Genomic DNA, 24,860 nt, shown 5'->3' with positions numbered 1-24,860 from the left:
GGAGGTGCTAATATTGAAAAATAGGAAATGGTTCTTGATTATACTTGTGATGAGTGTATTCCTGACGGCCGGATTCAGCAGCCAAACTAAGAAACCAGCTAATCCAAATGATGGTGTGCGAGATATTGTAATCTATCAAAATCTGCATGAGGTTGATAAAACGATTAGTGGCAACAGTGTCAAAATGAAGGCAGTGAACGTCTACCATGATGGTCATTTTACAAAGACAAATAAGGTAAAATGGTCGGTTGCAAATAAACGTATCGCGAAAATCAGTTCTAATGGAACCTTGACGATTACAGGGAAATCAGGAGTGGCAGTCATTCTTGCAACATCGGGAAAAAAGATAGACACAGCCTTTTTGGTGGTGGATAAAAAGGGAAATGCAACATTCCGCTCCATCAAGGATAAACGATATCGGCTTGCTGATTATGCCGTTAGCAAGATGAAGATAGAAGAGAAAATCGGACAAATGCTCATGCCTGATTACCGGAACTGGGATGGCAAGAATGTGACAGAAATGCTGCCGGAGATAGAACAGCAAATTAAGGATTATGACTTAGGTGGAGTTATTCTATTCCGCGAAAATGTCGTAACGACTGAGCAAACCGCCCATCTCGTGGATGCGTATCAGCTCGCCTCCGAGAAATATGGGATGCTCATCTCAATTGATCAAGAGGGTGGAATTGTAACCAGGCTGCAATCTGGAACTGATATGCCCGGCAATATGGCCTTAGGAGCTACACGGTCTGTGACAATCACGAAAGATGTTGCGCGTGCCATTGGCGAGGAGCTCGGTTCGCTTGGCATAAATACAAACTTTGCCCCATCGCTTGATGTCAACAATAATAGTAACAATCCTGTCATTGGTGTCCGTTCCTTCAGTGAAGACCCAAAACTAACCGCTGAACTAGGAACTGCTTATATTGATGGCATGCAGGAAACAGGCACGATTGCAACGGCCAAGCATTTTCCAGGTCATGGCGATACGGCAGTTGATTCCCATGTTGGACTTCCAGAAGTTCCATATGAGATGGAGAGATTAAAGGAAGTGGAACTATACCCGTTTCAGCAAGCGATGAATGCTGGTGTTGATGCCATCATGACCGCGCATATTACCTTTCCGAAGGTAGATGACACGAAAGTGATTTCCAAAAAGACCGGTGAGGAAGTCTCTATACCAGCAACTCTCTCCCACCGCTTTCTGACAGAATTGGTTAGGGAGGAAATGGACTATGATGGATTGATCGTTACAGACGCCATGAACATGGGTGCTATCACCGAGCATTATGGAACTGTCGATGCGGCCATCATGTCTGTTAAGGCAGGTACGGACATTGTACTTATGCCCGTTGGACTAGAGGATGTTCGTAATGGGCTCCTTGATGCAGTAAGAAATCGCGATATTAAAGAAAAGCGAATTGATGCATCCGTAAAACGGATCCTGTCACTGAAAATCAAAAGGGGCATCTTTAAGGAGGAATCACCGGAGCCACTTGACGAAAGAATCGAAAAAGCGCTTGAGACCGTTGGTTCACCAGAGCATAAGGCGATTGAGAAAACAGCTGCAGAGAAATCTATTACCCTCGTCAAAAATAACAATCAGCTCCTGCCTTTAAATGACTTGCAGGAATCCGGAAAGATTGTCGTTATCGGTATGACCTACAACCAAGAATTATATTACGCTATTAAAGAAAAGCATGCCAACACTGAGGAAATTACCCTTCCTTCTAGCTATCAACTGACCGATGCACAGAAGGAGCAGCTTCGTCAGGCGGATTATATTATTATTGGTAGCCATACTTCAAATGTAGCAATGAGGTTACCTGCCCATCCTCAAATGCTGAGAATTAATGATATTATCGACAACTATGATGCACCTTCTATAGCTGTTGCGATTCGTAATCCATATGACATTATGTCCTATCCCCAGGTTGATACTTATATCACTCAATATGGGTTTCGTACCGCAAGCTTTAAAGCAACCGCAGCAGCCATTTTCGGTGAAATAAATCCATCTGGTAAACTCCCTGTCACGATCCCGAACGGGCAAGGGGAAACTTTATATCCATTTGGCCATGGTTTATCCTACTAATTGATAACTAAGGAGGCTTTATATGCAGAAGAGAGGTTTCGCTGTCCTATTCACACTGATTCTGATTTTATCAACGATTTCTTTCGCCCAAGCAGGTCAAAAGGACAAGCATAAAAAGAAGGATTTAGAACTAGGCGTCGACGTTATTCTAAGTGATAAAAAAGAATTGCTGGAAGGTAAAAGGGTCGGTCTCATCACAAATCCGACCGGTGTAGATCAAGAGCTTAACAGCATTGTTGACCGTTTCTATGAGGATGAGGACATCAATCTCACCGCTTTATATGGCCCGGAACATGGAGTTAGAGGAGACGCGCAGGCCGGCAGCTATGTTGATTTCTACATTGATGAAACTACTGGTCTTCCTGTATACAGCCTTTACGGCAAAACCCGTAAACCAACACCGGAAATGTTAAAAGATATTGATGTACTTGTATTTGATATTCAGGATGTAGGCGCACGCTTCTATACGTATATTTACACAATGGCATTAGCGATGGAAGCAGCAAAGGAACAAGGAATCCCATTCATCGTACTTGATCGCCCGAATCCCCTAGGAGGACTGAAGGTGGAAGGACCGATTCTTGAAGCACCCGAATATGCTTCGTTTATCGGGCAATACGAAATCCCACTCAGACATGGGATGACTGTTGGAGAACTCGCGAAACTATTTAACAAGGAATTTGGCATTGGGGCGGATTTAACCGTTGTAAAAATGAAAAATTGGAAGCGTCATATGAATTATGAAGATACAGGACTAGAATGGGTCCTTCCATCCCCAAACATGCCGACACTCGACACAGCTTATGTATACCCGGGTACAGGATTAATTGAAGGCACGAATTTATCCGAAGGGCGCGGAACAACGAAACCTTTTGAATTGCTCGGAGCCCCATTCATAAATGGAACAGAGCTAGCAAAGGAGCTAAACAAGCTAAACTTAAAAGGTGTTCAATTCCGAGCAGCTTCGTTCACGCCGACATTCTCGAAGCATAGTGGAATCCTATCCCATGGTGTTCAGGTTCATATAACAGACTATAATGATTTCGTGCCTCTTGAGGCAGGTCTTCATATCGTTAAGACCATTCATGACATGTATCCGGATGATTTCGAATTCCGCGCAGAGGATAGCAAGGGAATATCTTATTTCGACTTACTTATCGGCAACGGCTGGATTCGCGATGATATCGAAGCAGGTAAATCCGTAAAACAAATCAAGCAGAAATGGGAAAAGGATTTGAAAGACTTCATGAAACTAAGATCTAAATATTTGCTGTATAGATAAAGGAGGGAAGCTTGAAGGCTGAGATGTAGGAGCTTTTGAGCTTCTTTATAAAAGAAGATTAAAGACTATAGAAGAAAACAAGAGGTATCCAAAAAGGATACCTCTTTCATTTATGAAACAATAAAAATCAATAAATAATCCAATTAAGTTTATACTAATAAATGATGTGTATTGTATAAAGAGGATATATTTATATCCATAACGTGTGAAGGTGAAAGATAAAAGTTTCTAAATGAAAAAATCCTGATTTGTAAAGGAGTAATTTTAAATGGGTGCAAAATCTAATCCCAATAGACTAATAAATGAGAAATCACCGTACCTTTTACAGCATGCTTATAATCCTGTTGATTGGTATCCATGGGGACCGGAGGCATTTGAAAAAGCGAAACAGGAGAATAAGCCTGTGTTTGTGAGTATTGGGTACTCTACCTGTCATTGGTGTCATGTGATGGAGAGGGAAAGCTTTGAAGATGAAGAAGTGGCGTCGGTTATAAATGAGCGGTTTATTTCCATAAAGGTAGACCGGGAAGAACGACCTGATTTGGATTCGATTTATATGTCTGTGTGCCAGGTGATGACGGGACAAGGTGGTTGGCCGCTTAATGTGTTTTTAACTCCTGATCAGGTCCCCTTTTATGCAGGAACCTATTTTCCTAAGCATAGCCGGTATGGCCGTCCTGGAATAATAGATGTGATTACTCAGCTATACGATACGTATACCAATGAGCCACATAAAATCGAAATGACAGGTGAGCGGATTAAAGATGCCATTATGCCAACGAAACAGGAGACATCTAGTGAGAAATTAACGATGGCTGCGATCAATGCAGCCGTTCAACAATTTAAGCGGGTATTTGATGAACAGTATGGCGGGTTTGGCTCGGCTCCGAAATTTCCTACACCACATAATTTAATGTTCCTGCTGCGTTACTTCCATATGACGAAGGATCAGGAAGCATTGAATATGGTGCTAAAGACATTAGAAGGGCTATCAAGAGGTGGAATCTATGATCATATCGGATACGGGTTTTCTCGCTATTCCACTGATGAATTATACTTAGTCCCACATTTTGAAAAGATGCTATATGATAATGCCATGCTGTTAATGGCGTATACAGAAGCCTATCAGGTTACCGGAGAAAATAGCCATCAAGTGATATCTGAACAAATCATTGAATATGTTTTACGGGACATGCGACATCCTGATGGCGGATTTTACTCAGCGGAGGATGCAGATTCAGAGGGTGTGGAAGGGAAATTCTATATATGGGACTACTTTGAAATCTTTGATCACCTTGATGAAGACGTAGCAGAATTATATTGCGCTGTTTATGATATAACCCCTGAAGGAAACTTTGAAGGCGAAAATATTCCTAATCTAATTCGTGAACCAATTGACTCATTTGCTGCTCATAATGATTTAGACGCAGGAGAAGTTCGTAAACAATTGGAGGAAGCAAGGAAAGTCTTATTTAATGTTCGCGAGGAGCGGGTTCATCCGCATAAGGATGACAAAATATTGACTGCCTGGAACGGATTAATGATTGCCGCTCTAGCCAAAGCTGGTAGAGTTTACAATCATCAGGAAGAACTGGTTGCAGCAAAAAGTGCTATCCAATTTATTGAACAGAATTTAATCGTGGATGGAAGAGTCATGGTCCGATACAGAGATGGTGAGGTTAAGCAGGAAGGATTTATTGATGACTATGCGTATCTTCTTTGGGCTTACATTGAACTCTATGAAACGACATTTGATTTATCCTATCTCAAAAAAGCAAAAACACTTACGCATCAAATGATTGAATTATTTTGGGACGGGGAAAATGGCGGATTCTATTTCTATGGAGAAGATAATGAGGAATTGCTGATCCGTCCAAAAGACGTATATGATGGAGCGTTGCCATCCGGGAATAGCGTCGCAACCTTGCAAATGCTTAGGCTGGCTCGTTTAACCGGTGAGTTTTCATTGGAGGATAAGGTACAGAAGGTTTTTGACGCATTCGGCGATGATGTGATTCACTATCCAATGGGCCATACCTATATGTTAATGGCGTATATGACAACTCAGATGAAAATGAAGGAAGTCGTTGTATTGGGGAGTAAGGATTCAGAAAATAAAGTTATTTCACATTTACAAAAGGAGTTTCATCCACACTTAACCTATCTGGCAAACGAGGATTCCTCTTTATTTACCGGCGTTTCTGATTTTGCGGCAGGTTATTCCAAGGTCAATGATCAGGCAACCTATTATATATGTGAAAATTTTGTTTGCTACAGACCACTGACCAGTGAAAATGAAGCAATCGAGCTTATAAATGGCGACAAAGAGTCATAAATTTAATAAATAACAGCTGCGTTGGCTATATAAAATATAGGATAAAATAGTACATCATGATTGGTGTGCTATTTTATTTTGGGTCTTTCCACTACTAATTATCTCATCTATGATTCATTTATATTATAATGAATGTAAATATTCTATAAATTAAATAAACGAAATTGAGGGATTCTATGAAAACAATTCAGTGGGGTATTATTGGACTTGGTAACATAGCAGAACGTTTTGCGAAAACGGTGAAAGCAATGGATGGCGTTACTTTAAAAGCAGTCGCCTCCAGGACGAAGGATCACGCGCTCGAATTTGGCCGAAAATACGGGGTTGAAGAAAAATTTTGTTATGGTACATATGATGAGCTAATACAGGATGAACAAATTGATGCTATTTATATCGCTGTTCCACACCCATTTCATAAAGAAAATGCGATTCGTTGTTTAAACCATGGAAAAGCCGTGCTTTGTGAAAAGCCTGTTACAATGAATAAAGAAGAAGTTCAAGAAGTCATCCATGCTGCTAAAGAGAATAAGGTCTTCTTTATGGAAGCGATGAAATCACGCTTTATGCCAATTAATAAAGAAATAAGAAACCTCGTCAAGGAAGGTGTCATTGGAGAGCCTACTTTCATGAGAGCGGAACTCGGTTTTAAAGGGGAATTTGATCCGAAGGGGCGCATATTTAACCGAGAACTTGGCGGAGGAGCATTATTAGATATCGGGATTTATCCTATCTCATATTGCGCTTATTTACTTGGAAATAAACCAAAATCGATTCAAAGCTCATTACAATATGGAGTAACAGATGTAGATGAAAATGGGACTATACAATTAAGCTATGACAATGGATCGTTTGCTCAAATTTACTGTACGATAAGGGCAAATACACGAAAAGATGCAAGTCTATTAGGCACAGACGGCAGTATTTATATACCGTATTTTTCAAATGCCCAGTCCGCAACAATCACCACCCCAAATAAAGAATGGACGATTGAAGAACCTTTCGAATTAACTGGATTTGAATATCAAATCCGTGAAGTAGGCCGATGCCTTCAAGAAGGTGTGCTTGAGAGTCCACAAATGACTTGGAATGATTCTATTGAAGTCATGGATATCGTTGATCAAATATTTGCTAATAATGTTTTAAAAGGATGAGAGGAGAGCCAATTAGGCTCTCTTTTTTTAGAAGATTTATTGGTTACGAGGTGTATGAAAATGAGTAATTTAAGACAAGAAAATGGGTAGAAGGCTCACGATTAAGCCAACCACTAATAAAATTGTCCCAAAAATACGAGATAACAATTCTTCGTCACCTGAAACACCGTTCCACAAAACAAGATTCACTAAGAAGAGGGCTTTATTCCTTAATACTAAAAAACCAATAAACATAATAAAAATACCAATGATTAAGACTGCTAAAGTCTCCACATTCATTCACCTCCGAAATATTCTTCACACTCTTCTTTGTTTATTTTAACATAAATATCCAGTTTACTTTATGAGAATTAAGGATTGAGAACGGGTGTTTATTTGCCCGATTCCCCTAAAAAGACAAAGATAATAAAAAAATTTTAAAAAAATAAAAACGAGAACCTACCATATATGCAAAAAAACACTTGACATAATCAGGGTGTTGATTCTCACTTTATTGTTTATTGATTTCCAGTGTGGGTATATTTTAACTGTGAAGCAAATATTATCCGAACAAAAATTGCTAGGAGGAATATAACATGAATAAAACAGTTTATGGAGTTTACACACAAAGTGCAGAAGTCGTACAGGCTATTAATAGTTTGAAAGCAAAAGGGTATGATAGTTCTGATATTACTGTAGTCGCAGATAATGCAGATAAATTAGATTTGATGGGAAATTACACGATAGATAAAGATGTTAAAACAGTATCAAATGATGAAGATTCCTTTATGGATAAAGTAGCAAAATTCTTTACATTGGATACTAATAATCCAGTTGAAGAGAAAATGAGAACGGACTATGGTTTTACTTCTGAAGAAAGTGCACGCTATGCAGAAGAAGTGAACAACGGAAAAGTTTTAGTTCTTGTTGATCAAGATGCACAGCTTGGAGATACAATTGGCATGGATCGTACTGAAGATGTGAATTCAGGAGCAAATGCTTCTGCCGCTCTTAATACAACTGATCGTTTGGCAAATGATGATACACTAACTGACGAAGAAAGAAGAATTAAACTTCGCGAAGAACGATTAAACGTTGATAAAAATGAAGTGAAAACTGGAGAAGTAATTGTTAATAAAAAAGTAACGGAATCACAAAAAGAAGTTGAAGTACCAGTGGACCATGAAGAAGTTTATATTGAGCGACGTAAAGTAACAGATCGTGATACGACAGATCAATTGGGTGCTATCACTGACAATGAAGAAATTCGTATCCCTGTAACAGAGGAAAAAATAGAAGTGACCAAAAAGCCAGTTGTAACTGATGAGATTGTGATCGGTAAAGAAAAAGTTACAGATACCAAAACCGTTCAAGATACCGTTAAAAAAGAAGATGTTCAGGTTGACAAGGATGGTAATCCATTTGTAAATGATCATAATACAACTACTCGTATGGAGGGTACCTCTGTACAGGATTCTTCGTTAACAGACGAAGATACAGACCGTTTAACTGCAAAGCCATATCAAAAAAATAAGATTGATACTGATAATCTTTAAGAGTAATATAAAAAAAGCTGTCTCATTGAGACAGCTTTTTTTAGCTTAAAGACTTTTTAACTTTGCATTGAGTTTATTTACGTATTCCATCAATGCTTGATACTCCTCGATTTCTAATCCACATTCCTCAATTTTCGACTTAATGGAATCAATGATATTATTTTTTTGCTTATATGCTTTTTCTTGCAGAGAGATCAGCATCATGCGTTCGTCCGTCTTAGACCGTTCTTTTATTAGCCATCCGCTTTGCTGCATCCTTGAAATAATGGGATTTAACGTCCCAGTTCCCATATTCAGCTTTTGCCCAAGCTCTTTCATTGGAACTTGATCTTGCTCCCATAAGCTCAATAAAACTAAGTATTGCGGATACGTTAAGCCAAATGGCTTTAAAACATTAGAATATAGCCTCGTAAATTCATTGGTAGTTTCGTATAAAACAAAGCATAACTGTTTGTTTAATGCAACATCCTTCTCCATAACCTATCACTTTTCCAATTCTTCTTCTATATCTTTTTTAATTTTTTCGGGAGCGGTGGTTGGAGCATAACGCTCGACAACTTGACCTTTTTTATCAATTAAAAATTTAGTGAAATTCCATTTGATTTTTTTGCTAAGGAGACCTTTCTGTTCAGTCGTTAAATACTGAAAAAGCGGGTCAGCATGATCACCATTTACATCGATTTTCGCAAAAATCGGGAATGTAACTCCATAGTTTATTTGGCAAAACTCGGTGGTTTTATTAATATCATCATATTCCTGACTATTAAATTGGTCGCATGGGAATCCTAATACCTCAAAGCCTTGGCTGTTAAATTTTTTATATAACTCCTGAAGTCCTTTAAATTGAGGCGCCAGCCCACATTTACTGGCTGTATTAACGATAAGGAGAGGCTTGCCTTCATATTCTTTTAAAGATTGCAATTTGCCGTTTGTCTTTTTTACTTCAAAATCGTAAACACTTTTCATCGTATTCCTCCCTTTATATCGTGTACGATATAACTATACAATATATGGTAGGGTGAAACAAAATTTAAAGCTATACGTATAAGGTAATAGAAGGAAATAGACAGTGAAAAGTATAGCTGGTAAACTATTATAAACTTAATAGAGGTGAATTATTTTGGGAAAACGATTGGCGTGTATGCATGCACATCATTCAAATATTCATTATATTGACGAGGCATTCTCACCCTATGAGGTAGACCTTATACACTTTGTGGATCCAGGTTTAATGAGTCGTTTAACTCATGATTTATCTTTTCAAAAAGAACAAGCTGGTATGAAAATTGCAGAACAAATAAACTGGATGGAGAGCTGTCAGGTAGATGGAATTCTTCTGACATGTACAAATTATATTGCTCTGTTACAGGAAGAACATGTAACATCCAAACTACCAATATTTAAAATAGACGAGCCTTTTTTCGAAGCAATCTGCGGGGTTACTGAACCACAGACTATATTCTTTTCGAATCCAGGAACTGTAAAGGGAACGATGGACCGACTTCATCAATATGCTGCTATAAAGGGAAAGACATTACCTATTAATGTTCATGTTATAGAAGGTACATTCGATTTAATGATGAAGGGGATGACTGAACAATATAACGAAAAAATAGCGGAATATATTACGTTATATCGTCAAAAATCTCAAGATATCCTATCAGTTGGTCAACTATCTATGTATGATGGTGCTAAACAAACAGGTCTTGAGATTATTAATCCGTTGGATACGCTGGTAAAACCGATCGTCCGTGGACTAGGTTTAAATAAAAGCTAAAATAAAAATGGAGGTAATCCTATGCTGAAAAAATTATCGAAGAAATCAAAATTTGCTATCGCTGCTGCCGGATTATATTTAGTATTACCTACAGACGTGATACCTGACTTTATTATCGGTTTCGGCCAAGTGGATGATTTAGCCGTAGCGGGCTATGTTTTTAAGACAATCTATGAAGATCTTAAAAAATCAAAAAAAGCTATTAATCAGTAACTAAGTTGAGAATATCTGATAAGGAATGTCCCGCAATTCAGTGTTCGTACGAATCAGATGAGGTTTATGAAAACTTACTGATAAGCTAATTAGCATTGAGAACTGGTTGTTTTCAGATGCGTACTGTAAAAGTGGTTACTCCTTCTAGTATTATGTATAATTGTTAAATTTAGCAGGTAGACATAGCTGTTTGCTTCTTTCATAATGATGGGCGAAGGCTATGAATACTTGATATTATACATAATATAGAGAAAGAAGGACTTATTTTGAGAGCACAAAGAAAATCATTTGGAATCGCGTTACTACTATGGTTTCTTCTCGGAAGCATTGGAGCTCATAGAATGTATATACATGAACGTATCCATTATATCTTTTGGTATTGGTTAGCGGTTATGTGTACATTTTCTATCATTCTATGGATTGATCTGTTTAGATTGAAAGGTATGATTGATAGACAGTATTACTACGACCGCGGTAAATATGGGGTTTAAATTTATGTAGTATTTAATGCTAGAGGGGGTTAAGAACCCCCTCTTTGTAGTTTTATTACACTCAATTTATTTTACTTAATAGTCTAAATGGATTATTAAAAGATATATGGCCCTTACCTATATCTGGCTATGTGATTATATATTTCACTAAGGTTTTTAAAACCTGCTTCCTGGGCTTTTGATAGATAATAGCCCCATAAGCGGGCCGTCATGAAGGCATCTCCCAATGCGTGATGTCTATTTTTGATTTCTATCCCGCATCCAGCACATAAGTCTTCTAAGGCATTTGAGCTGCTGACGGGATTAAATAGTTGTGTTAAGAAAGAAGTATCAAGGATTCTATGCTGGAATTTTGTTCGAGTCACGTCCCAAGTGAACTTGTGCATAAAGCTTTGCTCATGCTGAGAATGATGGGCAACCAGACTTTTAGTCGAGACAAATTTAAAGAAATTCATCAGGACATCTGAACTCTCCGGAGCGGCTTGAAGTTCTTTACCTGTAATATTCGTTAGAGAAGTAATTTCAGGAGATAAAGGGATGTCCGTCTTAATCAGTGAATAGAAGCTTTCTTCAGTTAATATCTCACATCCATGCATTTTCACAGCACCTATAGAGATCATCTGATCACCTTTGTCAGGGAAAAATCCTGTTGTTTCGATGTCAAACACAACCACATCAAGCTGATCAAGAGGACAATTTAGATCGTCCTTTTTACGCGCTTCCTTTTCTAGCTGTCGCATAAAAGAGATATTTTGCGGAGTTGCTTGCCCCTGTACACCGGCGAGTACGTTCGAACTGATCTTACCGCTCATTCCTCTGAAAAATTCGATAAAATCATTCATTCCCATTCTGATCACCCTTTGCCGCAAGCATTTTCACATATTCAGTCAGTTGAATCCCATCCTTGATTATGTCCTTAACATTTTTCTTTTCTACTTTCGATAGCTTATTCACAGCCAAGTAATGTCCGGATTCATAGTCTGTATGAATTCCATAGACCAGCCGATATGTTTGTAGTTTGGCAAACTGATTAGCATATTTTTCTCGATTTTGTTTTGGTAGAACAGAATCCGGTACACCTTTAAGCCTATCGATAGTGGTGGTTGCATTTAATTTTTCATTGATTGCGAGAATTCTTCCGGCATTCACATATGGGTATATAGCAGATTCCTTTATATTTAAACAGCCAGAATATGGGCCGTGAGTTTCTAAAAGTAACTGTCCGAATACACCAATCGTTTTTTTTATATGCATTGTATTATCCAGGATACGGATTAATAAATGTTTTTCATCAATTAGTTGATAAGAATACTGTTTTAATTGCCGTATAAACCTTTCCTCGCCCAGAAATGCTCGACTATCCATAAAAGTAAGCAAATAACGGATAGATTCCCATGAAGCATCATCTATCCAATCATTTAATTGTTGCATCCACTGATTGTATGATCTGCACCAGAAAGGATTACTTGCCATCACTTTACCTTCACAAAGGCTATATCCAACTTGCATTAACCCCTCGGATATTTCTTTCCCCAGCGATAAGAAATAATTTCGCACTTCTGGATGATTGTGTTCAAAAATGATCCCATGGTCCTGATCGCTCCAGATACCTTGTTCTTTTCGACCGGCACTTCCCATAACAAAAAAGCAAAAAGGGGAGGGAGGAGACCCAAATATTTGGGTTGTCTTATTAAAAGCTATCGTGATGGTCTGCCTTATAATCTCGTCATGAAGCAAATTCAGTTCATCAGGGCTTAAGGTTATTGAATTAAATTGCTGTTTTCGATAAGCCCATATTTTTGAATAGTCCTGATTTTCGGTTTCCATTCAGACGCTCCTTAATGGAAATGATCCCCTGAACTAAGCACAGTTCAGGGGATACCATTTACATGATAGATTTATCAGTTGTTTCATTTTTAAGTAATTCAGGGTAACCATATGCGCCATGTTCACTCATATCCAATCCCATTATTTCTTCTTCCTCCGTAACACGAAGGCCGCGCATCACTTTTTTCATACCTAATAAAAGAATATAGGATACCAGAAAAGCAAATGCTCCGCATACAACGACACCCAAAGCTTGAACACCTAATTGGCTAAAGCCGCCGCCGTAAAATAAACCAGCTTTTCCGACAGTGGCCAGCTCTTTTGTAGCAAAAAAGCCAGTGGATAAGGTGCCCCATATCCCAGCAGCTCCATGAACGGAAAGAGCATAGATTGGATCATCAATTTTTCGAGCTTCAAAGAAACGGATGCTATAAAATACTAGAATTCCAGCAACAAATCCAATAACTACGGATGCCCAAGCTTCAACGAATGCACAGGATGCCGTAATGGCAACCAGACCGGCTAATGCTCCATTTAACATCATGGACACATCTGCTTTCCCCATGACAATCCAAGAAATAATCATGGCAGCTATCGTTCCAGCAGCCGCGGCAAGATTCGTATTAACTGCAACAAATCCAAAGAATCCTGCATCCACTGCTACCGTACTGCCGGCATTGAAACCGAACCATCCAACCCAAAGCAATAAAACACTTAATGCTGTGTATACTTGGTTATGTCCATATAAGTTATTAGCTGAGCCATCTTTATTAAATTTACCGATACGCGGTTTCAAATGGATCGTAGCTGCCAAAGCTGCCATGGCACCAGTTAAGTGAACAACAGTGGAACCGGCAAAATCTTGTTTACCATGATCAGCTAACCAGCCACCGCCCCAAATCCAGTGAGCGATAGGAGGGTAAACAAGGGCAGAGAATAAAACGGCGAAGAGTACATATACACCCATTTTCGCTCGTTCTGCAAATCCCCCAAAAGCAATAGTTATCGATATTCCGGCAAAGGCTGTTTGGAATAAAAAGAATACGGCTCCAGATAAACCAACACCATCGAGATCATACCCAGAGTAAAAGAAGTCAGATAAACCAATGAATTTACTTAAACCAGCTCCATCCCCAAATATGAATCCAAAGCCTATTGCCCAAAAGACAATAGAAGAAATTCCGAATGTAAGAATCGTTTTACCTGCGATATGTCCAGCATTTTTCATTCGAGTGGATCCAGTCTCTAGCAGGATAAAGCCACCAATCATCAAGATGACTAACACTGCTCCCACCATCACCCAAAGGCTATTCATTAAAAAAATCGTATCCATAATTCCACACCTTCCTAAGTAAGTTTTCCTTTACTGTCTGTATTGTCGCATCATCAGGGATTGGAATTCTACAACCATGTAAGGAAACCTAACGTGGTTTTTATGGAAAGGAGTGGAAGTGTATGTGCAGAAGGAGATAAACCGGTCTAGTTGTATTTTTGAACACCAAATTGAGCATTTAATTGCCCTTGAATCATTTTTTTGTGCGTTTTAGCTGCATCTTCTTTTTTCTTTTCTCTAAGCATTTCTTGCCTGATCTCATAGGTCTGTATGCCGTCTTCAATTTTTTCAGCTATATCCATTAATAATTCTATATCTGTAAAAGAATATTTCCGACTTCCGCCATTGTTTCTAGCAGGAAAAATGAGTTTACGTTCTTCGTAATAACGGATTTGCCTTTCCGATAACCCAGTTAATTCTTTGACAACACCGATTGTTATGACTTTTTTATCTTTATATGAAGTCTCCTGGCTCACCTGCAATCCCCCTAAATATAGTAAAATGTACCTTGATATTATCTCACATAGATAGAATTAAAAATACTGAAAATTCAAAAATCAACATCAAAAAATTCTTGATAATCTATGCAGTTGTAAAAAATATATGTCAGAACATCTCCCAAACACCTTGAGATTAACTGTAAACAAGTAATAATCAACTATATAGCAATTCATATAGCCTTATTTAGGGGGGGAGGGAGCTATGTCATCATATAAGGATAAGAAGGTTATATCTATAGGCATTGTCAGCGAACTAACAGGGATCTCCCAACGGAAAATTCGTTATTACGAGGAACGCGGATTGATTTTTTCCGAAAGATCAATTAAAGGAATTCGCAAATACTCATTTCAAGATGTAGAGACCTTAATGAAGATTGCAGAAAAAATGGAAGAAGGTGTACAAACAGCAGAAATTAGAAACGATATGCAACGCAGAAAAATTCGGGATGAAATGATTAAGGGTCAATTAAATGCTCATTTTCGTTTTAGGAACTCAGATAAATAAATGGTATTCCATATAAACAAAATTCGGGAGTATTTGTCATCATTTTTAAATCAAAGACTACTAGGTATTTGTATATGAAGTGAGAGACTACTCTTAGAACAAACCTTTTTATGCGTGTTTTGTTAATCGCAAACATAAGAATATATTCAGCTATACGAAGTATATAACCGCTGAACTTTGGACACTCTGTTAATATTAGAATATGAATTAACAGAAGAGAGAAATGAAGCGAGTATATCAAATTTCTTTAGGCGACCCAATTGGCAACAGTATGATTATAAACGGCAAATGGTACAAAGACGCAAGGGACGCATTGATAGCGCGGATCTCGTTAATTGCTGCTTATGAATAAGTATATGGTGTGAAAATTGCTTGTGATGATTCAGGAGAACTTCATAGAAGGGTAGATAATGAAAACTCTATATGTATCAACGAAGGTCGAGTTACCGGAGCAAGCATCCCTGTAATGAACGAAGCATATGTTCAGGTAGAGTGGCAAGATGTAACAGATGATTTTCCTACATCTGAACCAAAGTTGCCTGAAAAACCAATAACTTAAGAAGAAAAGTTCATTATTGAAAATCTTAATGACTTTTTCATTCAAATAGATAACGGTGAAATCATCATCAACAGCCACAACTGAAACAAGACAGTAATTAAGTTGACTATTGCTCAATATCCAAGTTAAATCTCATTTTAAAAACCTTCATTACTAAGATGATGGTTTTTTTGTTTTTACACTCCTGATAAACTATAACACTTTTGCAAGGCAGCTCGGTGTTCTTCTATATGTCTTTGCAACTACTCTATATATTTATGAAACCACTTTCTCTGAATTTGAAACCTCCGCATAATAAGGTATCTGAATAGTTTGTTAATATCGAATTTATTAAAAATAACTTTTCTAGTATAATTTAAGTAAGCGGCAGAGTTAGGAGGATGGCGATGTATGAGCTTTTTTTAAAGATAATAGATAAGCTTGATAGCAAACAACTAGAAGACATATTCAGAATTAACAAATTGCGCGTTAAGGGCTTTCGTATTAACGGCCCATCAAGCCCTACCAAGACAAAGACAATGAAAAGGATACTTACTGAAGTATCTGAAGAAAAATTGATAACTTTATTAAAAAAAGCCGCTGAGACATATACAAAAGAAAAAAATAGAGATTATTCTTGGGCTTTAACATCTACCATTGATGAAAAAATGTTAACAGAAAAGATCGAGAATACTAGTATCGGAGAAGTTGCTTTCGCGTTGATTTTCGGGGATAAGGTTAGCTTATTAGAAAAGTATCTAGGAGATTCACAAAATGACAACATAGCATTCAAAAAAACAGAAGAGAAGACTAACGAAGAAGAATCACTAGTCAAAAATCTTCGATCCATTATCACCAAACTAGAAGAAGAGAATAAAAGATTACAAGATATAGCGATGAAGAGAAGAAAAGCTGTTTTAACACAAGAACACGAAAACAAAGGTTTAAAAAAAGATTTAAAATTAGCCAAAAAAGAAAACCAAAGATTAGAGAATGTACTTACGAAATTAAGAGAGGAATTGAGGCAGTTCGAGATAGAAAACGAAGAACTAGGCAAACTGAAGCTCTTGTTTTACGGAAATGACTCTTATAGAAAATGTATAGATTCTAAAGTGACGACTTTAGATTTTTTAAATTATGAATATGCGAGTGGAGGCATCGATGAGATAGAGGACTATAAAAATTATCATAAGTTAGTCGTGCTTTCTTTTACCCTAAACAAAAAAGAAGAAGCGAAATTAATTGCTTCAAAAATCTTTAAATACTTTGGAGAAATAGGAAATGCACTGTTTATTGACTCTCTAGAGAATTTTGACCAGTACATTGGAAGAATGGAGGGTTATTATGACCGAAACCAAATGGTTTGAAACAAAATTCCTTGGCAAACTACAGGACACGGACCATTTCTTATTAACGAAAGAGAATTCAATCATACGCTTTCCAATCAAAGTGATTTCTAATCCACCAGAAAATATAACAGATGATATAACTAAGCGAGTAACCAGTTTTTCAGGGGAGTTAGAAAACTTAGGGTTTACCGACGATAAGGACTTAACACCTGAAGAAAGATATAAGGAATTGACCGATTTTTTAAATGTACATTATCTAATGTTCAAAATTAAGGCTAAGTATAAAGAAAATGACCAAACCTTTTATAACGCATACGACTTAGAGGTTGTTAGAAGGGAATCAAACAACGATCATACGTATTTTCCAATCCCTTTTATTCGAACTAATTCAGGTAAAAAAACAGTAGATGTTATCCAAAAGTTAACGAACAACGAATACGTCCAATCGTACTTTTCACTATCTAAAGAATCCGAGGACTACCCTTCGTTTGTTTTGATAGGTGAGTACAAATCTAGCCTTGTTAAGGAACCATTTTCGGAGCCAAAACTTGATAGGTTATATGCGTTCGGTCCTATTGAAGGGATTGAGTATTCGGAGGAATATCAATTTAAATTTATCACGAATAAAGAGAATACATATTATAGAGAAATCAGTTTAAAGGAACTAGGAGAGTATTACTTATCTAAAGGCAAAGTAATGTTTGTTACAGGCGAAAAGGATAATGAGATTAGAGAATCCTTGATATCAAAAGGACGCAAAGTAAGTCCTCAAAAAGCCAAATCAAAAATCGAGGATATTAATGAACTAGAATTTTTGAAAGTGTTCGAAGAGGTTGCATTGTCAAAAAACCAACTTTATACACCTTTAGATTTGTATAACTTCCATACGGCTATGAAGAACAAAAGCCTTGTGATCTTAGCTGGGTTGAGCGGAACAGGGAAATCACGTATCGTACAGTGCTATCACGAAGCTCTTAATAAATTTGCCAGCAAGGGCAGCGATTATTCAAACGTCAATAAAAGTAAGTTGCTATTCGTTCCTGTAAGACCATTTTGGCAGGACGATACGGATTTATTAGGATACCTAGACAGCTCTCAAGGCATATATAGACCTGGGGAGTCAGGGTTAGTTGATTTCATCATCGAGGCAAACAACAACCCTGATGAATGTTACATCGTTTGTTTAGATGAAATGAACTTAGCAAAGGTGGAGCATTATTTTTCCCAGTTCCTATCCGTATTAGAGAGAGAGCCTGATGATAGACACATTAATTTATATAGCAGTAACTTAAACGGGCGTGTTTATAACCAAAACGTATATCCGTCTGAAATTAAACTTAGTGAAAATCTTTTGTTTGCGGGTACGGTTAACATCGACGAATCTTCATTCCAATTTTCAGATAAGGTGCTTGATAGAGCCAATACGATTTCACTTGGACTATGCCCATACAAAGATGTACGGGAAAAACTTGCAACTGCCCTTAACGAAAAGAAAGAGTCACCTAAAGGGGAAGTTGAGACTGTGGAACCTTTAAGAACCTTCATTAAGCTAAAAAGTATGCAGAAAAACCATAAATACAGTGTATTGACTGCAGAAGAGATTGATATCTTGTGGGAAATCAACCGCTTAATGCAGGAAGCAACAGACCAAATTGGCGTAGGATATAGGATTGTTAACCAAATTGAAGAGTATATAGCGAATATCCCTAACTCTCCGCAATTTCCTAGAAGCAAAGCATTCGATTTGCAACTAACACAAAGGATTTTGCCGAAATTAAGGGGTTCCCAAAAGCAACTCGGAGCGCTGATTGGTAAAATTCAAAACGAAAAATACGAAGAAGGGCATCTTTATAAATTGTTAAACAACAACCGAAGTATTTCTGATTTTGATTCAGCAAAAAGAAAACTAGTCAATTTAGCTAAGGAGCTAGATGAGTATGGGCATACCATTTAACTTGCTCTTTTTTTCGGATAAGAACACTGTAGGAGACTTGGTTATTAGTTTTTCAACTGATTTAGAAGAAGCTTTAAAAAATCTTGAAGAGTATAGTTACTCCTGCACCGAACTGTGCGATTTAAGGGTTAAATTTGAATGCAACCAACCGGACGCTAAGTTATGGATCGAAATAATGGATATGTTGCCCGAAAAGTCATTTAGAGATTCTGAAACCGTGTTTTTTCATCCTTCGCAAGAAATCAGAGGTCTCTACTTAAATTTTGAATCTGATTTCAATACGGATAACCTTAATTTCAGCTGTCTTTTACCTGGTGTGTACAGAATGGTAGTCACTGTTCACGATGAAGAGTATTATGCTTTCTTGAAAGTGACCCCTTCAAGAATCCACGTAGAACAACTAAATTTAATGAGGGGAGAAATCGAAGGAACCTTAGTGGACCTCGCTAAGGAAACAGCAGTTAGAAGAAATTTTGCTGGGTTTGAAAATGATTCAACCAATGAATCTATAACCCGCAAATACGACTTCTTAATTTCAAACTCAGTGGCTTTGATTAACAACATCAATTTAATATTACGAGAGCCTAGATTTAAAATAACCAAAAAATATATGTATAAATCGTTAGGACAGCCAACGCGGAGCGACCTGAAAACGACCCAATTAAAGCAGAGCAGACACACTTCCACCCACAAGGTTCCTAGCTACGATTATATAATTGACTACAATCTTTCGATAAACAGCAATTTAAAGAAGATGTTAGAAGAATTTTTAGACAGCATTTTCTTGGTAGAAAAATATGTGAAGAAGAAAATTGTGTCTTTAAAAAATGACTTGGCATTGCAAAAAAGATATAAATCTCCAACAGATATAATCGATAAAAAATTAGTGATTGAAAAGGAACGATTGGAACAATTTAAGAAGCTAAAAGCCAATGTTATTTTGGCTTTGGATGAAAATTGGTTTGAAAATGTCGATGCACATATGAATAATCAAGAGAAATTAACGCGATTTCCCTATTATCGAACCATATATTCTTTGTATTTGCAATTAAACAAAGGGAGTACGTTTACGATCAACCCTTTCAAACACTACATTTACTATTGGAAAGAAACATCAAAGTTATATGAAATTTGGGGATTTATTAAACTGTTATTAATGCTTAAGAACAACAAATATTTAAATTTCAATGAAATCTCGGGTTGGATATTTGATCATAATGACGATTCGATTTATCCATTCTTAGACCCAAACACGAAAATAACTCTCAGAAATTCTGAGGGCCTCGTATTGAATGTTTGGTACGATTCGTTTATTTCTAAACCACCCGAAAAAGCCGATACATTCGATAACCCACTAATCACTGTGGAAAAGAGCAACAGACCGGACTTTAGGATGGATATTTATGACCAAGGAGTGTTTAAAGGGAGCGTCTTAGCGGATTTCAAATATAGATCTTATGACAAACTGGGCACTCTAGGCGTTTACACTCGTAATCGCGATAATAACCAAGGCTATAAGGTGTATTCTCAACTCGTCAATTATTCAAATGTGAGGTCGTTTTACTACAACACCACCCGTAAAACGAAGTATGCGAATCCAGCCATTAAGAGAGTGTTTGGCATATTTCCACAGAAAGAGAACAAATCTAATTTTTTTGAATCTGATGACGCAACCACAATCATCAGATGTTCTCTTTCACCAGGAGTAGAATTCAAGGATATCGAAAATGAATTTTTGGACATTATTGAAGAAGCTACAGGACGCGAATTGGAGAGAGGAAAGGGAATATAATCACGAAGTATACTATTAAAAAACCACATCTCAGATGGTGTGGTTTTATTCTTTTACTTTTATAAATTAACGCATTTTTGTAAAGCTGCTCGGTGTTCTTCCATATGTCTTTGCAACTTCTCCAATTCCCCTTGGTGCTGCCCCAATTCAACCTCGTGATAGAGTTTTTCTATTCTTGATACATCTTTGGGTAAATTTTAAATCGTTGATGACTTAATGACCCCTACATTGTTTTGGATATCGGGAAACGCACACCCTCACAAACAAAAGCGTGCTCTGTTTCTTCCAGGACTTTATGTATTGTTGTTTTTAATGAACAAATGGTGATTGTTACTTTAACAATTTCTTTGACCCCGTTTAATTGTTCTCTCTTGTATTGAATTAATGTGTGTACGGTTCCCCTCATAGAAATTCCACTTCATTCCTTTAATTTTCATCAGTATACTGCCTCTTTTGGAACTTCCTGATGATTAATCAAAAAACGATACTTAATAAATCGTTTGTAGATTAATTAAAGTAAGAAAGACAAACCTAGCTTCTATTGCGATATAACTAAAATACTGCGAAATTTACTCATAGCTTAAACATTTATCACATGTAAAACCTTTATTTGAACGAATTGAACTAGTTAAAATCGAGGAAGAATTGGAGCGGCTGCAACAGCAAATTTTATCATAAACAAAAAGGGCATAGCGGATTTTCTATGCCCTTATCATATGAATACATCTATGATCTATAACGGATTGTCTTAGTAATAATTATGTTTTATCCTATCTGCTTTTTTTGTTTCGCAGTAATGAACATAATCTCCAATAAAGCAAGGGAGATACCGCGTCTATCCTCAACTGTATAATGCATGGATATATCATGCTGTAATGGGCTATTTTGCACAGTACGTAGAAACTCCTGGCCTCTTGATCCAAAATTATTCTGTAACTCTTCATAGAGCTGATCACGCAATAAATCCAGTTGGATAATCATTTCAGCCAGTTGCCTTTCATTCTCTATTCTCATACTGTATCATCCTTCCACCTTATTAACATAGTTTATTATAAGTGTAGAGGATTCATATAGATCTGTCTTTAATCTTGTTAACCTTTCTAACGCACATTTTTCTTAATATCTGACCGTTATACTTCTTTCACTGAAATAGCCTTGGAGTAAGTGATTAGCTTGCAGCTTTCAAAATCCTCTTCCTTAAGGAAGCCAAGCTTAATAGCAGCATTCATCTTTTCTTCATCTGGGATTTTCACTGTTTTAATTAATTCATTCATATTTAGTTCTTCTAATTTATATACAGTTGGTACAGTACTGTATTTTTCATATTTGCGTATCTGCCTTTGAAGCTTTATACCATTGTCGATTAATTCACCTTTATTATTTGCACCTACATGATGATCAAAATACGTATGAAAAACCTCTTTCAGTTTTTCCATTTCCATTTCAATCTCTTTTTTCTTCTTGTTGAGCTCATTAAATCTCGTAATCATATCAGCAGTGATAAGAGTATTATTCATATGATCCCTCCAAATTAACCTGTTTACTATAGGTTATTTTGGTAGAGAAGAGAATATGTCCTTTGAATAAGAGAGAACTAAAATAAAAAGCTACATCGAAGATAGATCCGAATACTGCAAATTTTTAACTTATTTAATTATAAGTGATTATGTAAAGAGAAGCGGGAGATTAAAGGACATGCTATAAACAAGCATACATAAAGGGTTACCTGGTAAACCTATATGTACATAATATATAGGAGGTACATATATGAATAAGAAAAATAGTAAAGCAGAAATAGTAGGAAAAGAAAAGGAAGAAGTGAATTCAATAGACCCCACGTTACAGGATTCCTCATTTGATATTGAATTAGAATATGAAGTACCACCAGAACAGCCTTATGAAAAGAATCGGATTAATACAGAGCATTTGTGAATGGCCGTCTTTTATTGTTAAGAGACATAGAAAGAGATCACCGGGTTCGGTGAACGGGTAGAAAAAAATAAATAACGGATTAATTAGGGAAACTTCATCTATCATTAATGTTTTATTGAATTTACACATCAACATCAAAAATACGCATACAACTTAACAACACCCCATAGATTTTTACGGTGTTGTTAAAACACGTGCCGATACCTTTCTGCATAAAGCAGTTCCTCTTACACTGATTTGATGCTTGATCAAACCTGGCAGAAAACAGGAAACACCCATATTAAAATGGTAAATAAATACATTTAAAGATATAATCAGATATAGGAAGTTTGCCAAAAGGGAGAGGTTTATGTGAAAAAACGACTGAGTGATGTTTTTGCAACTGTTTTATTTACTTTACTTCTATTAATGTTAGTGGGTTGTACCGAAGAAAAGGAAGCGAAAACACAAGATGAAAATATTCAGACCGTTGAAGCTGTATTACAGAATAGTCTTACAGGTCCAAGTGATGAATTAAAACAAATAGTGGATCAAGAAAGCGAAGAGAAAATTGCAGCTTTACGGCAATATGAAGAAAAGCTATTTAAAGATTATTTTGCAAATGAAACATCATATACGGAATTCGTTAATCGCTACGGTTCAACAGTCATGATAGAACCAATAAAAAATGATTACCAATTGCAAATTAAAAAGATTGACTACGAAAAGGTAGATGAAAAAGATAGCGTGTATGATTTCTCAGTAGAAATACAGCTCCAAAAAGAAGGTTCTGAAAGTTCAAAAGATCAAATCGTGACTGGGCAAGCCAATTTAAATGATGAACATAAAATTGAAGTGATGTTAATCCGTTTAGATGGTTTATATAAATCTATGATGAATTGACCACATGTTATTTGTATTTATAATTTAAGAAAATATAGTTTTATAACACTAGATTAATCTGTCTTTTAAAGTTGTGAATCATACTTTATGGGCAGTTTTTTTATTGTGAAATAGAGAAGATGAATGGGGATTGACACTGCAGATTCCATAAAAACATGAATCTTTTTTTTATCAGCATTGTTATAAACGATACAATTGAATGAAGCGACGAATCCGTACCTGGAATAAGTCTTAACAAAATTATTTTTATCGATCGCTACTAATTTATAGAGTTAATAAATAAATGAGAAGTAAAGTTGCCATAATAACATTATGTAAACTAAAGTAGAAAGCCAGAAGTAAATTTGGCAGCAAGACTATAAAAACCAATCAATTAATTTAACCCTAAATCTACGTACAAGTTAAACATTTATAAGCTTCATAATTCATTTACAAAAGTAAAAATAAAATTCTATAGAGAATCTGTTCAAGATCAAATTATTAAAACAACCAGGGATTATACAGATTAACTTAATGAAAAAATAAAACTATATAATTAAATTAAATAAATGACCGAAATCCATAGTTGAAAATTTTTCTATTTTGTCTCAATTGCTAAAGTAATCTTGATTAATGAGACGCTTGTTTAATTAGTTTTCACAACTTCCTATAATATATATTATGTTCGGGGCGTTGTATTAGAAAGTTAAAAAGAATCCAATCACCCCTTTTCTATCCTGTTTTTATAGTCTTTATCTTTACTCTTATCAATGTCTATTAGATTGACACTATATTCAATCACATCATTAATAAATAGCTTATGCTGCTTAGCAAATTCTTTAACAGCCTCGAGTAATTCCTTGTCATATGTAGTTTTATACTGGACACGATCCTTAGGGCGAGTATCTTTATTAAATGTAATAACACCTTCGGATAACAATTTTTCTAATCCGGTTTCCAATAAATAATTTACATGAGTATCATATTTCTCAGCTAAATCACTTAATTGATCCAGAATTGCTTTACTAATATTAGTTCTAAATTTTACCCGTGAAGTATCAGTAAGCTGTATCAACTTTCCATCGACGTTTTTCCACATAAATATCATTCCTTAAGTAGTCTTTGAGACATTAATTCACGTTTATAAGTCACACAATTTCCATTGCAATTATTATATATAATTTTAGCTAGCTTTGGTATATCATCTTTTCCTTTTACCCATATACGATAGATCTTGGTGCCTTTTGTAGTTGATTGTATAGTAATCTCTGATCTTAAATTCCACTTTTTAAAGACAGACAACAATCCTTCTGCAAAATAAGGAATTGCTTATAGTATAGCTAGATGAATATACTTCTAATTTTTGTAGACATTCAGATAATTTATATTG

General features: G+C 36.3%; 27 protein-coding genes. 16 read left to right on the top strand and 11 right to left on the bottom strand.

The features are described from left to right. The first annotated feature begins 10 nt into the window (after positions 1 to 10). From FHY45_RS11720 to FHY45_RS11705, 4 genes are all read left to right on the top strand, one after another. The gene (locus FHY45_RS11720) at positions 11 to 2,095 is read left to right on the top strand and encodes a glycoside hydrolase family 3 protein (RefSeq protein ID WP_373925478.1); all 2,085 of its coding nucleotides are present in this window, start codon (positions 11 to 13) and stop codon (positions 2,093 to 2,095) included. Positions 2,096 to 2,117: 22 nt separating this feature from the next. Then, entirely contained in the window at positions 2,118 to 3,377 is a 1,260-nt protein-coding gene (locus tag FHY45_RS11715; protein WP_139891948.1) for an exo-beta-N-acetylmuramidase NamZ family protein, read from the top strand. A 268-nt stretch (positions 3,378 to 3,645) separates the two neighbouring features. Beyond that, positions 3,646 to 5,712: a thioredoxin domain-containing protein gene (locus FHY45_RS11710; protein ID WP_139891947.1), complete on the top strand. Its 2,067-nt coding sequence runs from the start codon at positions 3,646 to 3,648 to the stop codon at positions 5,710 to 5,712. A gap of 176 nt (positions 5,713 to 5,888) precedes the next feature. Further along, positions 5,889 to 6,863: a Gfo/Idh/MocA family protein gene (locus FHY45_RS11705; RefSeq protein WP_139891946.1), complete on the top strand. Its 975-nt coding sequence runs from the start codon at positions 5,889 to 5,891 to the stop codon at positions 6,861 to 6,863. A gap of 69 nt (positions 6,864 to 6,932) precedes the next feature. Here FHY45_RS11705 and FHY45_RS11700 read toward each other — a convergent pair whose 3' ends face one another. Beyond that, a complete protein-coding gene (locus tag FHY45_RS11700) occupies positions 6,933 to 7,136 on the bottom strand; it encodes a hypothetical protein (RefSeq protein ID WP_139891945.1) in 204 nt (67 codons plus the stop codon). A gap of 302 nt (positions 7,137 to 7,438) precedes the next feature. On the opposite strand from FHY45_RS11700, the gene FHY45_RS11695 reads away from it, so the two are divergent. Then, the gene (locus FHY45_RS11695) at positions 7,439 to 8,398 is read left to right on the top strand and encodes a YsnF/AvaK domain-containing protein (protein WP_139891944.1); all 960 of its coding nucleotides are present in this window, start codon (positions 7,439 to 7,441) and stop codon (positions 8,396 to 8,398) included. A gap of 45 nt (positions 8,399 to 8,443) precedes the next feature. Here the strand turns inward: FHY45_RS11695 and FHY45_RS11690 are convergent, their stop codons facing one another. Beyond that, positions 8,444 to 8,875 carry a MarR family winged helix-turn-helix transcriptional regulator gene (locus FHY45_RS11690; protein WP_139891943.1) on the bottom strand — a complete coding sequence of 144 codons (432 nt, stop codon included), beginning with the start codon at positions 8,873 to 8,875 and terminating at the stop codon, positions 8,444 to 8,446. 6 nt (positions 8,876 to 8,881) lie between these two features. Further along, positions 8,882 to 9,364: a glutathione peroxidase gene (locus tag FHY45_RS11685; protein WP_139891942.1), complete on the bottom strand. Its 483-nt coding sequence runs from the start codon at positions 9,362 to 9,364 to the stop codon at positions 8,882 to 8,884. Positions 9,365 to 9,518: 154 nt separating this feature from the next. On the opposite strand from FHY45_RS11685, the gene FHY45_RS11680 reads away from it, so the two are divergent. The 3 genes from FHY45_RS11680 (at position 9,519) to FHY45_RS11670 (ending at position 10,879) form a co-directional block, all read left to right on the top strand. Continuing rightward, positions 9,519 to 10,175 (top strand): hypothetical protein, encoded by a 657-nt coding sequence (locus FHY45_RS11680; RefSeq protein WP_139891941.1) that lies wholly within the window; start codon positions 9,519 to 9,521, stop codon positions 10,173 to 10,175. 21 nt (positions 10,176 to 10,196) lie between these two features. After that, positions 10,197 to 10,388 (top strand): YkvA family protein, encoded by a 192-nt coding sequence (locus tag FHY45_RS11675; RefSeq protein ID WP_066103840.1) that lies wholly within the window; start codon positions 10,197 to 10,199, stop codon positions 10,386 to 10,388. Between the two features lie 266 nt (positions 10,389 to 10,654). Further along, the gene (locus FHY45_RS11670; RefSeq protein WP_066103838.1) at positions 10,655 to 10,879 is read left to right on the top strand and encodes an NINE protein; all 225 of its coding nucleotides are present in this window, start codon (positions 10,655 to 10,657) and stop codon (positions 10,877 to 10,879) included. 113 nt (positions 10,880 to 10,992) lie between these two features. Here FHY45_RS11670 and FHY45_RS11665 read toward each other — a convergent pair whose 3' ends face one another. From FHY45_RS11665 to FHY45_RS11650, 4 genes are all read right to left on the bottom strand, one after another. Further along, a complete protein-coding gene (locus FHY45_RS11665; protein WP_066103835.1) occupies positions 10,993 to 11,727 on the bottom strand; it encodes an exonuclease domain-containing protein in 735 nt (244 codons plus the stop codon). Continuing rightward, the gene (locus FHY45_RS11660; RefSeq protein ID WP_139891940.1) at positions 11,714 to 12,706 is read right to left on the bottom strand and encodes a DUF294 nucleotidyltransferase-like domain-containing protein; all 993 of its coding nucleotides are present in this window, start codon (positions 12,704 to 12,706) and stop codon (positions 11,714 to 11,716) included. Before FHY45_RS11660 ends, FHY45_RS11665 begins: the two co-directional genes overlap by 14 nt. A gap of 58 nt (positions 12,707 to 12,764) precedes the next feature. Further along, complete coding sequence (locus FHY45_RS11655) at positions 12,765 to 14,039, bottom strand: ammonium transporter (protein ID WP_066103830.1); 1,275 nt, start codon at positions 14,037 to 14,039, stop codon at positions 12,765 to 12,767. A gap of 146 nt (positions 14,040 to 14,185) precedes the next feature. After that, a complete protein-coding gene (locus FHY45_RS11650) occupies positions 14,186 to 14,515 on the bottom strand; it encodes a MerR family transcriptional regulator (protein ID WP_066103828.1) in 330 nt (109 codons plus the stop codon). A gap of 226 nt (positions 14,516 to 14,741) precedes the next feature. Here FHY45_RS11650 and FHY45_RS11645 point away from each other — a divergent pair, with 226 nt between their 5' ends. The 6 genes from FHY45_RS11645 to FHY45_RS11625 all read left to right on the top strand — a co-directional run bounded on the left by FHY45_RS11645 (position 14,742) and on the right by FHY45_RS11625 (position 20,677). Beyond that, positions 14,742 to 15,044, top strand: coding sequence for a MerR family transcriptional regulator (locus FHY45_RS11645; protein ID WP_139891939.1), 303 nt, complete (start codon positions 14,742 to 14,744; stop codon positions 15,042 to 15,044). 223 nt (positions 15,045 to 15,267) lie between these two features. Continuing rightward, the gene (locus tag FHY45_RS20950; RefSeq protein WP_257469042.1) at positions 15,268 to 15,396 is read left to right on the top strand and encodes a hypothetical protein; all 129 of its coding nucleotides are present in this window, start codon (positions 15,268 to 15,270) and stop codon (positions 15,394 to 15,396) included. 9 nt (positions 15,397 to 15,405) lie between these two features. Continuing rightward, positions 15,406 to 15,603, top strand: coding sequence for a hypothetical protein (locus FHY45_RS11640; protein WP_066103824.1), 198 nt, complete (start codon positions 15,406 to 15,408; stop codon positions 15,601 to 15,603). 380 nt (positions 15,604 to 15,983) lie between these two features. Beyond that, entirely contained in the window at positions 15,984 to 16,949 is a 966-nt protein-coding gene (locus tag FHY45_RS11635; protein ID WP_139891938.1) for a hypothetical protein, read from the top strand. Further along, positions 16,927 to 18,885 carry an McrB family protein gene (locus FHY45_RS11630; RefSeq protein WP_139891937.1) on the top strand — a complete coding sequence of 653 codons (1,959 nt, stop codon included), beginning with the start codon at positions 16,927 to 16,929 and terminating at the stop codon, positions 18,883 to 18,885. Before FHY45_RS11635 ends, FHY45_RS11630 begins: the two co-directional genes overlap by 23 nt. Next, positions 18,869 to 20,677 (top strand): nuclease domain-containing protein, encoded by a 1,809-nt coding sequence (locus FHY45_RS11625; protein WP_180349958.1) that lies wholly within the window; start codon positions 18,869 to 18,871, stop codon positions 20,675 to 20,677. Before FHY45_RS11630 ends, FHY45_RS11625 begins: the two co-directional genes overlap by 17 nt. A gap of 223 nt (positions 20,678 to 20,900) precedes the next feature. On the opposite strand, the gene FHY45_RS11620 is transcribed toward FHY45_RS11625, so the two are convergent. From FHY45_RS11620 to FHY45_RS11610, 3 genes are all read right to left on the bottom strand, one after another. Beyond that, positions 20,901 to 21,083, bottom strand: coding sequence for a hypothetical protein (locus tag FHY45_RS11620; protein ID WP_066103818.1), 183 nt, complete (start codon positions 21,081 to 21,083; stop codon positions 20,901 to 20,903). Between the two features lie 359 nt (positions 21,084 to 21,442). Then, on the bottom strand, positions 21,443 to 21,691 hold the full coding sequence (locus tag FHY45_RS11615; RefSeq protein WP_066103816.1) for a hypothetical protein: 249 nt from the start codon (positions 21,689 to 21,691) through the stop codon (positions 21,443 to 21,445). Between the two features lie 116 nt (positions 21,692 to 21,807). Then, positions 21,808 to 22,194, bottom strand: a complete 387-nt coding sequence (locus FHY45_RS11610; protein ID WP_139891935.1) for a hypothetical protein — start codon at positions 22,192 to 22,194, stop codon at positions 21,808 to 21,810. 250 nt (positions 22,195 to 22,444) lie between these two features. On the opposite strand from FHY45_RS11610, the gene FHY45_RS20565 reads away from it, so the two are divergent. Both FHY45_RS20565 and FHY45_RS11605 read left to right on the top strand, forming a co-directional pair. After that, the gene (locus FHY45_RS20565; protein ID WP_175354257.1) at positions 22,445 to 22,609 is read left to right on the top strand and encodes a hypothetical protein; all 165 of its coding nucleotides are present in this window, start codon (positions 22,445 to 22,447) and stop codon (positions 22,607 to 22,609) included. 351 nt (positions 22,610 to 22,960) lie between these two features. After that, on the top strand, positions 22,961 to 23,491 hold the full coding sequence (locus FHY45_RS11605; protein ID WP_139891934.1) for a hypothetical protein: 531 nt from the start codon (positions 22,961 to 22,963) through the stop codon (positions 23,489 to 23,491). 700 nt (positions 23,492 to 24,191) lie between these two features. Here FHY45_RS11605 and FHY45_RS11600 read toward each other — a convergent pair. After that, positions 24,192 to 24,569 (bottom strand): rRNA methyltransferase, encoded by a 378-nt coding sequence (locus FHY45_RS11600; protein ID WP_139891933.1) that lies wholly within the window; start codon positions 24,567 to 24,569, stop codon positions 24,192 to 24,194. Positions 24,570 to 24,860 lie beyond the last annotated feature (291 nt).

Source organism: Bacillus sp. D386, assembly GCF_006346415.1.
This window is presented reverse-complemented; position numbering and strand designations above follow the sequence as displayed.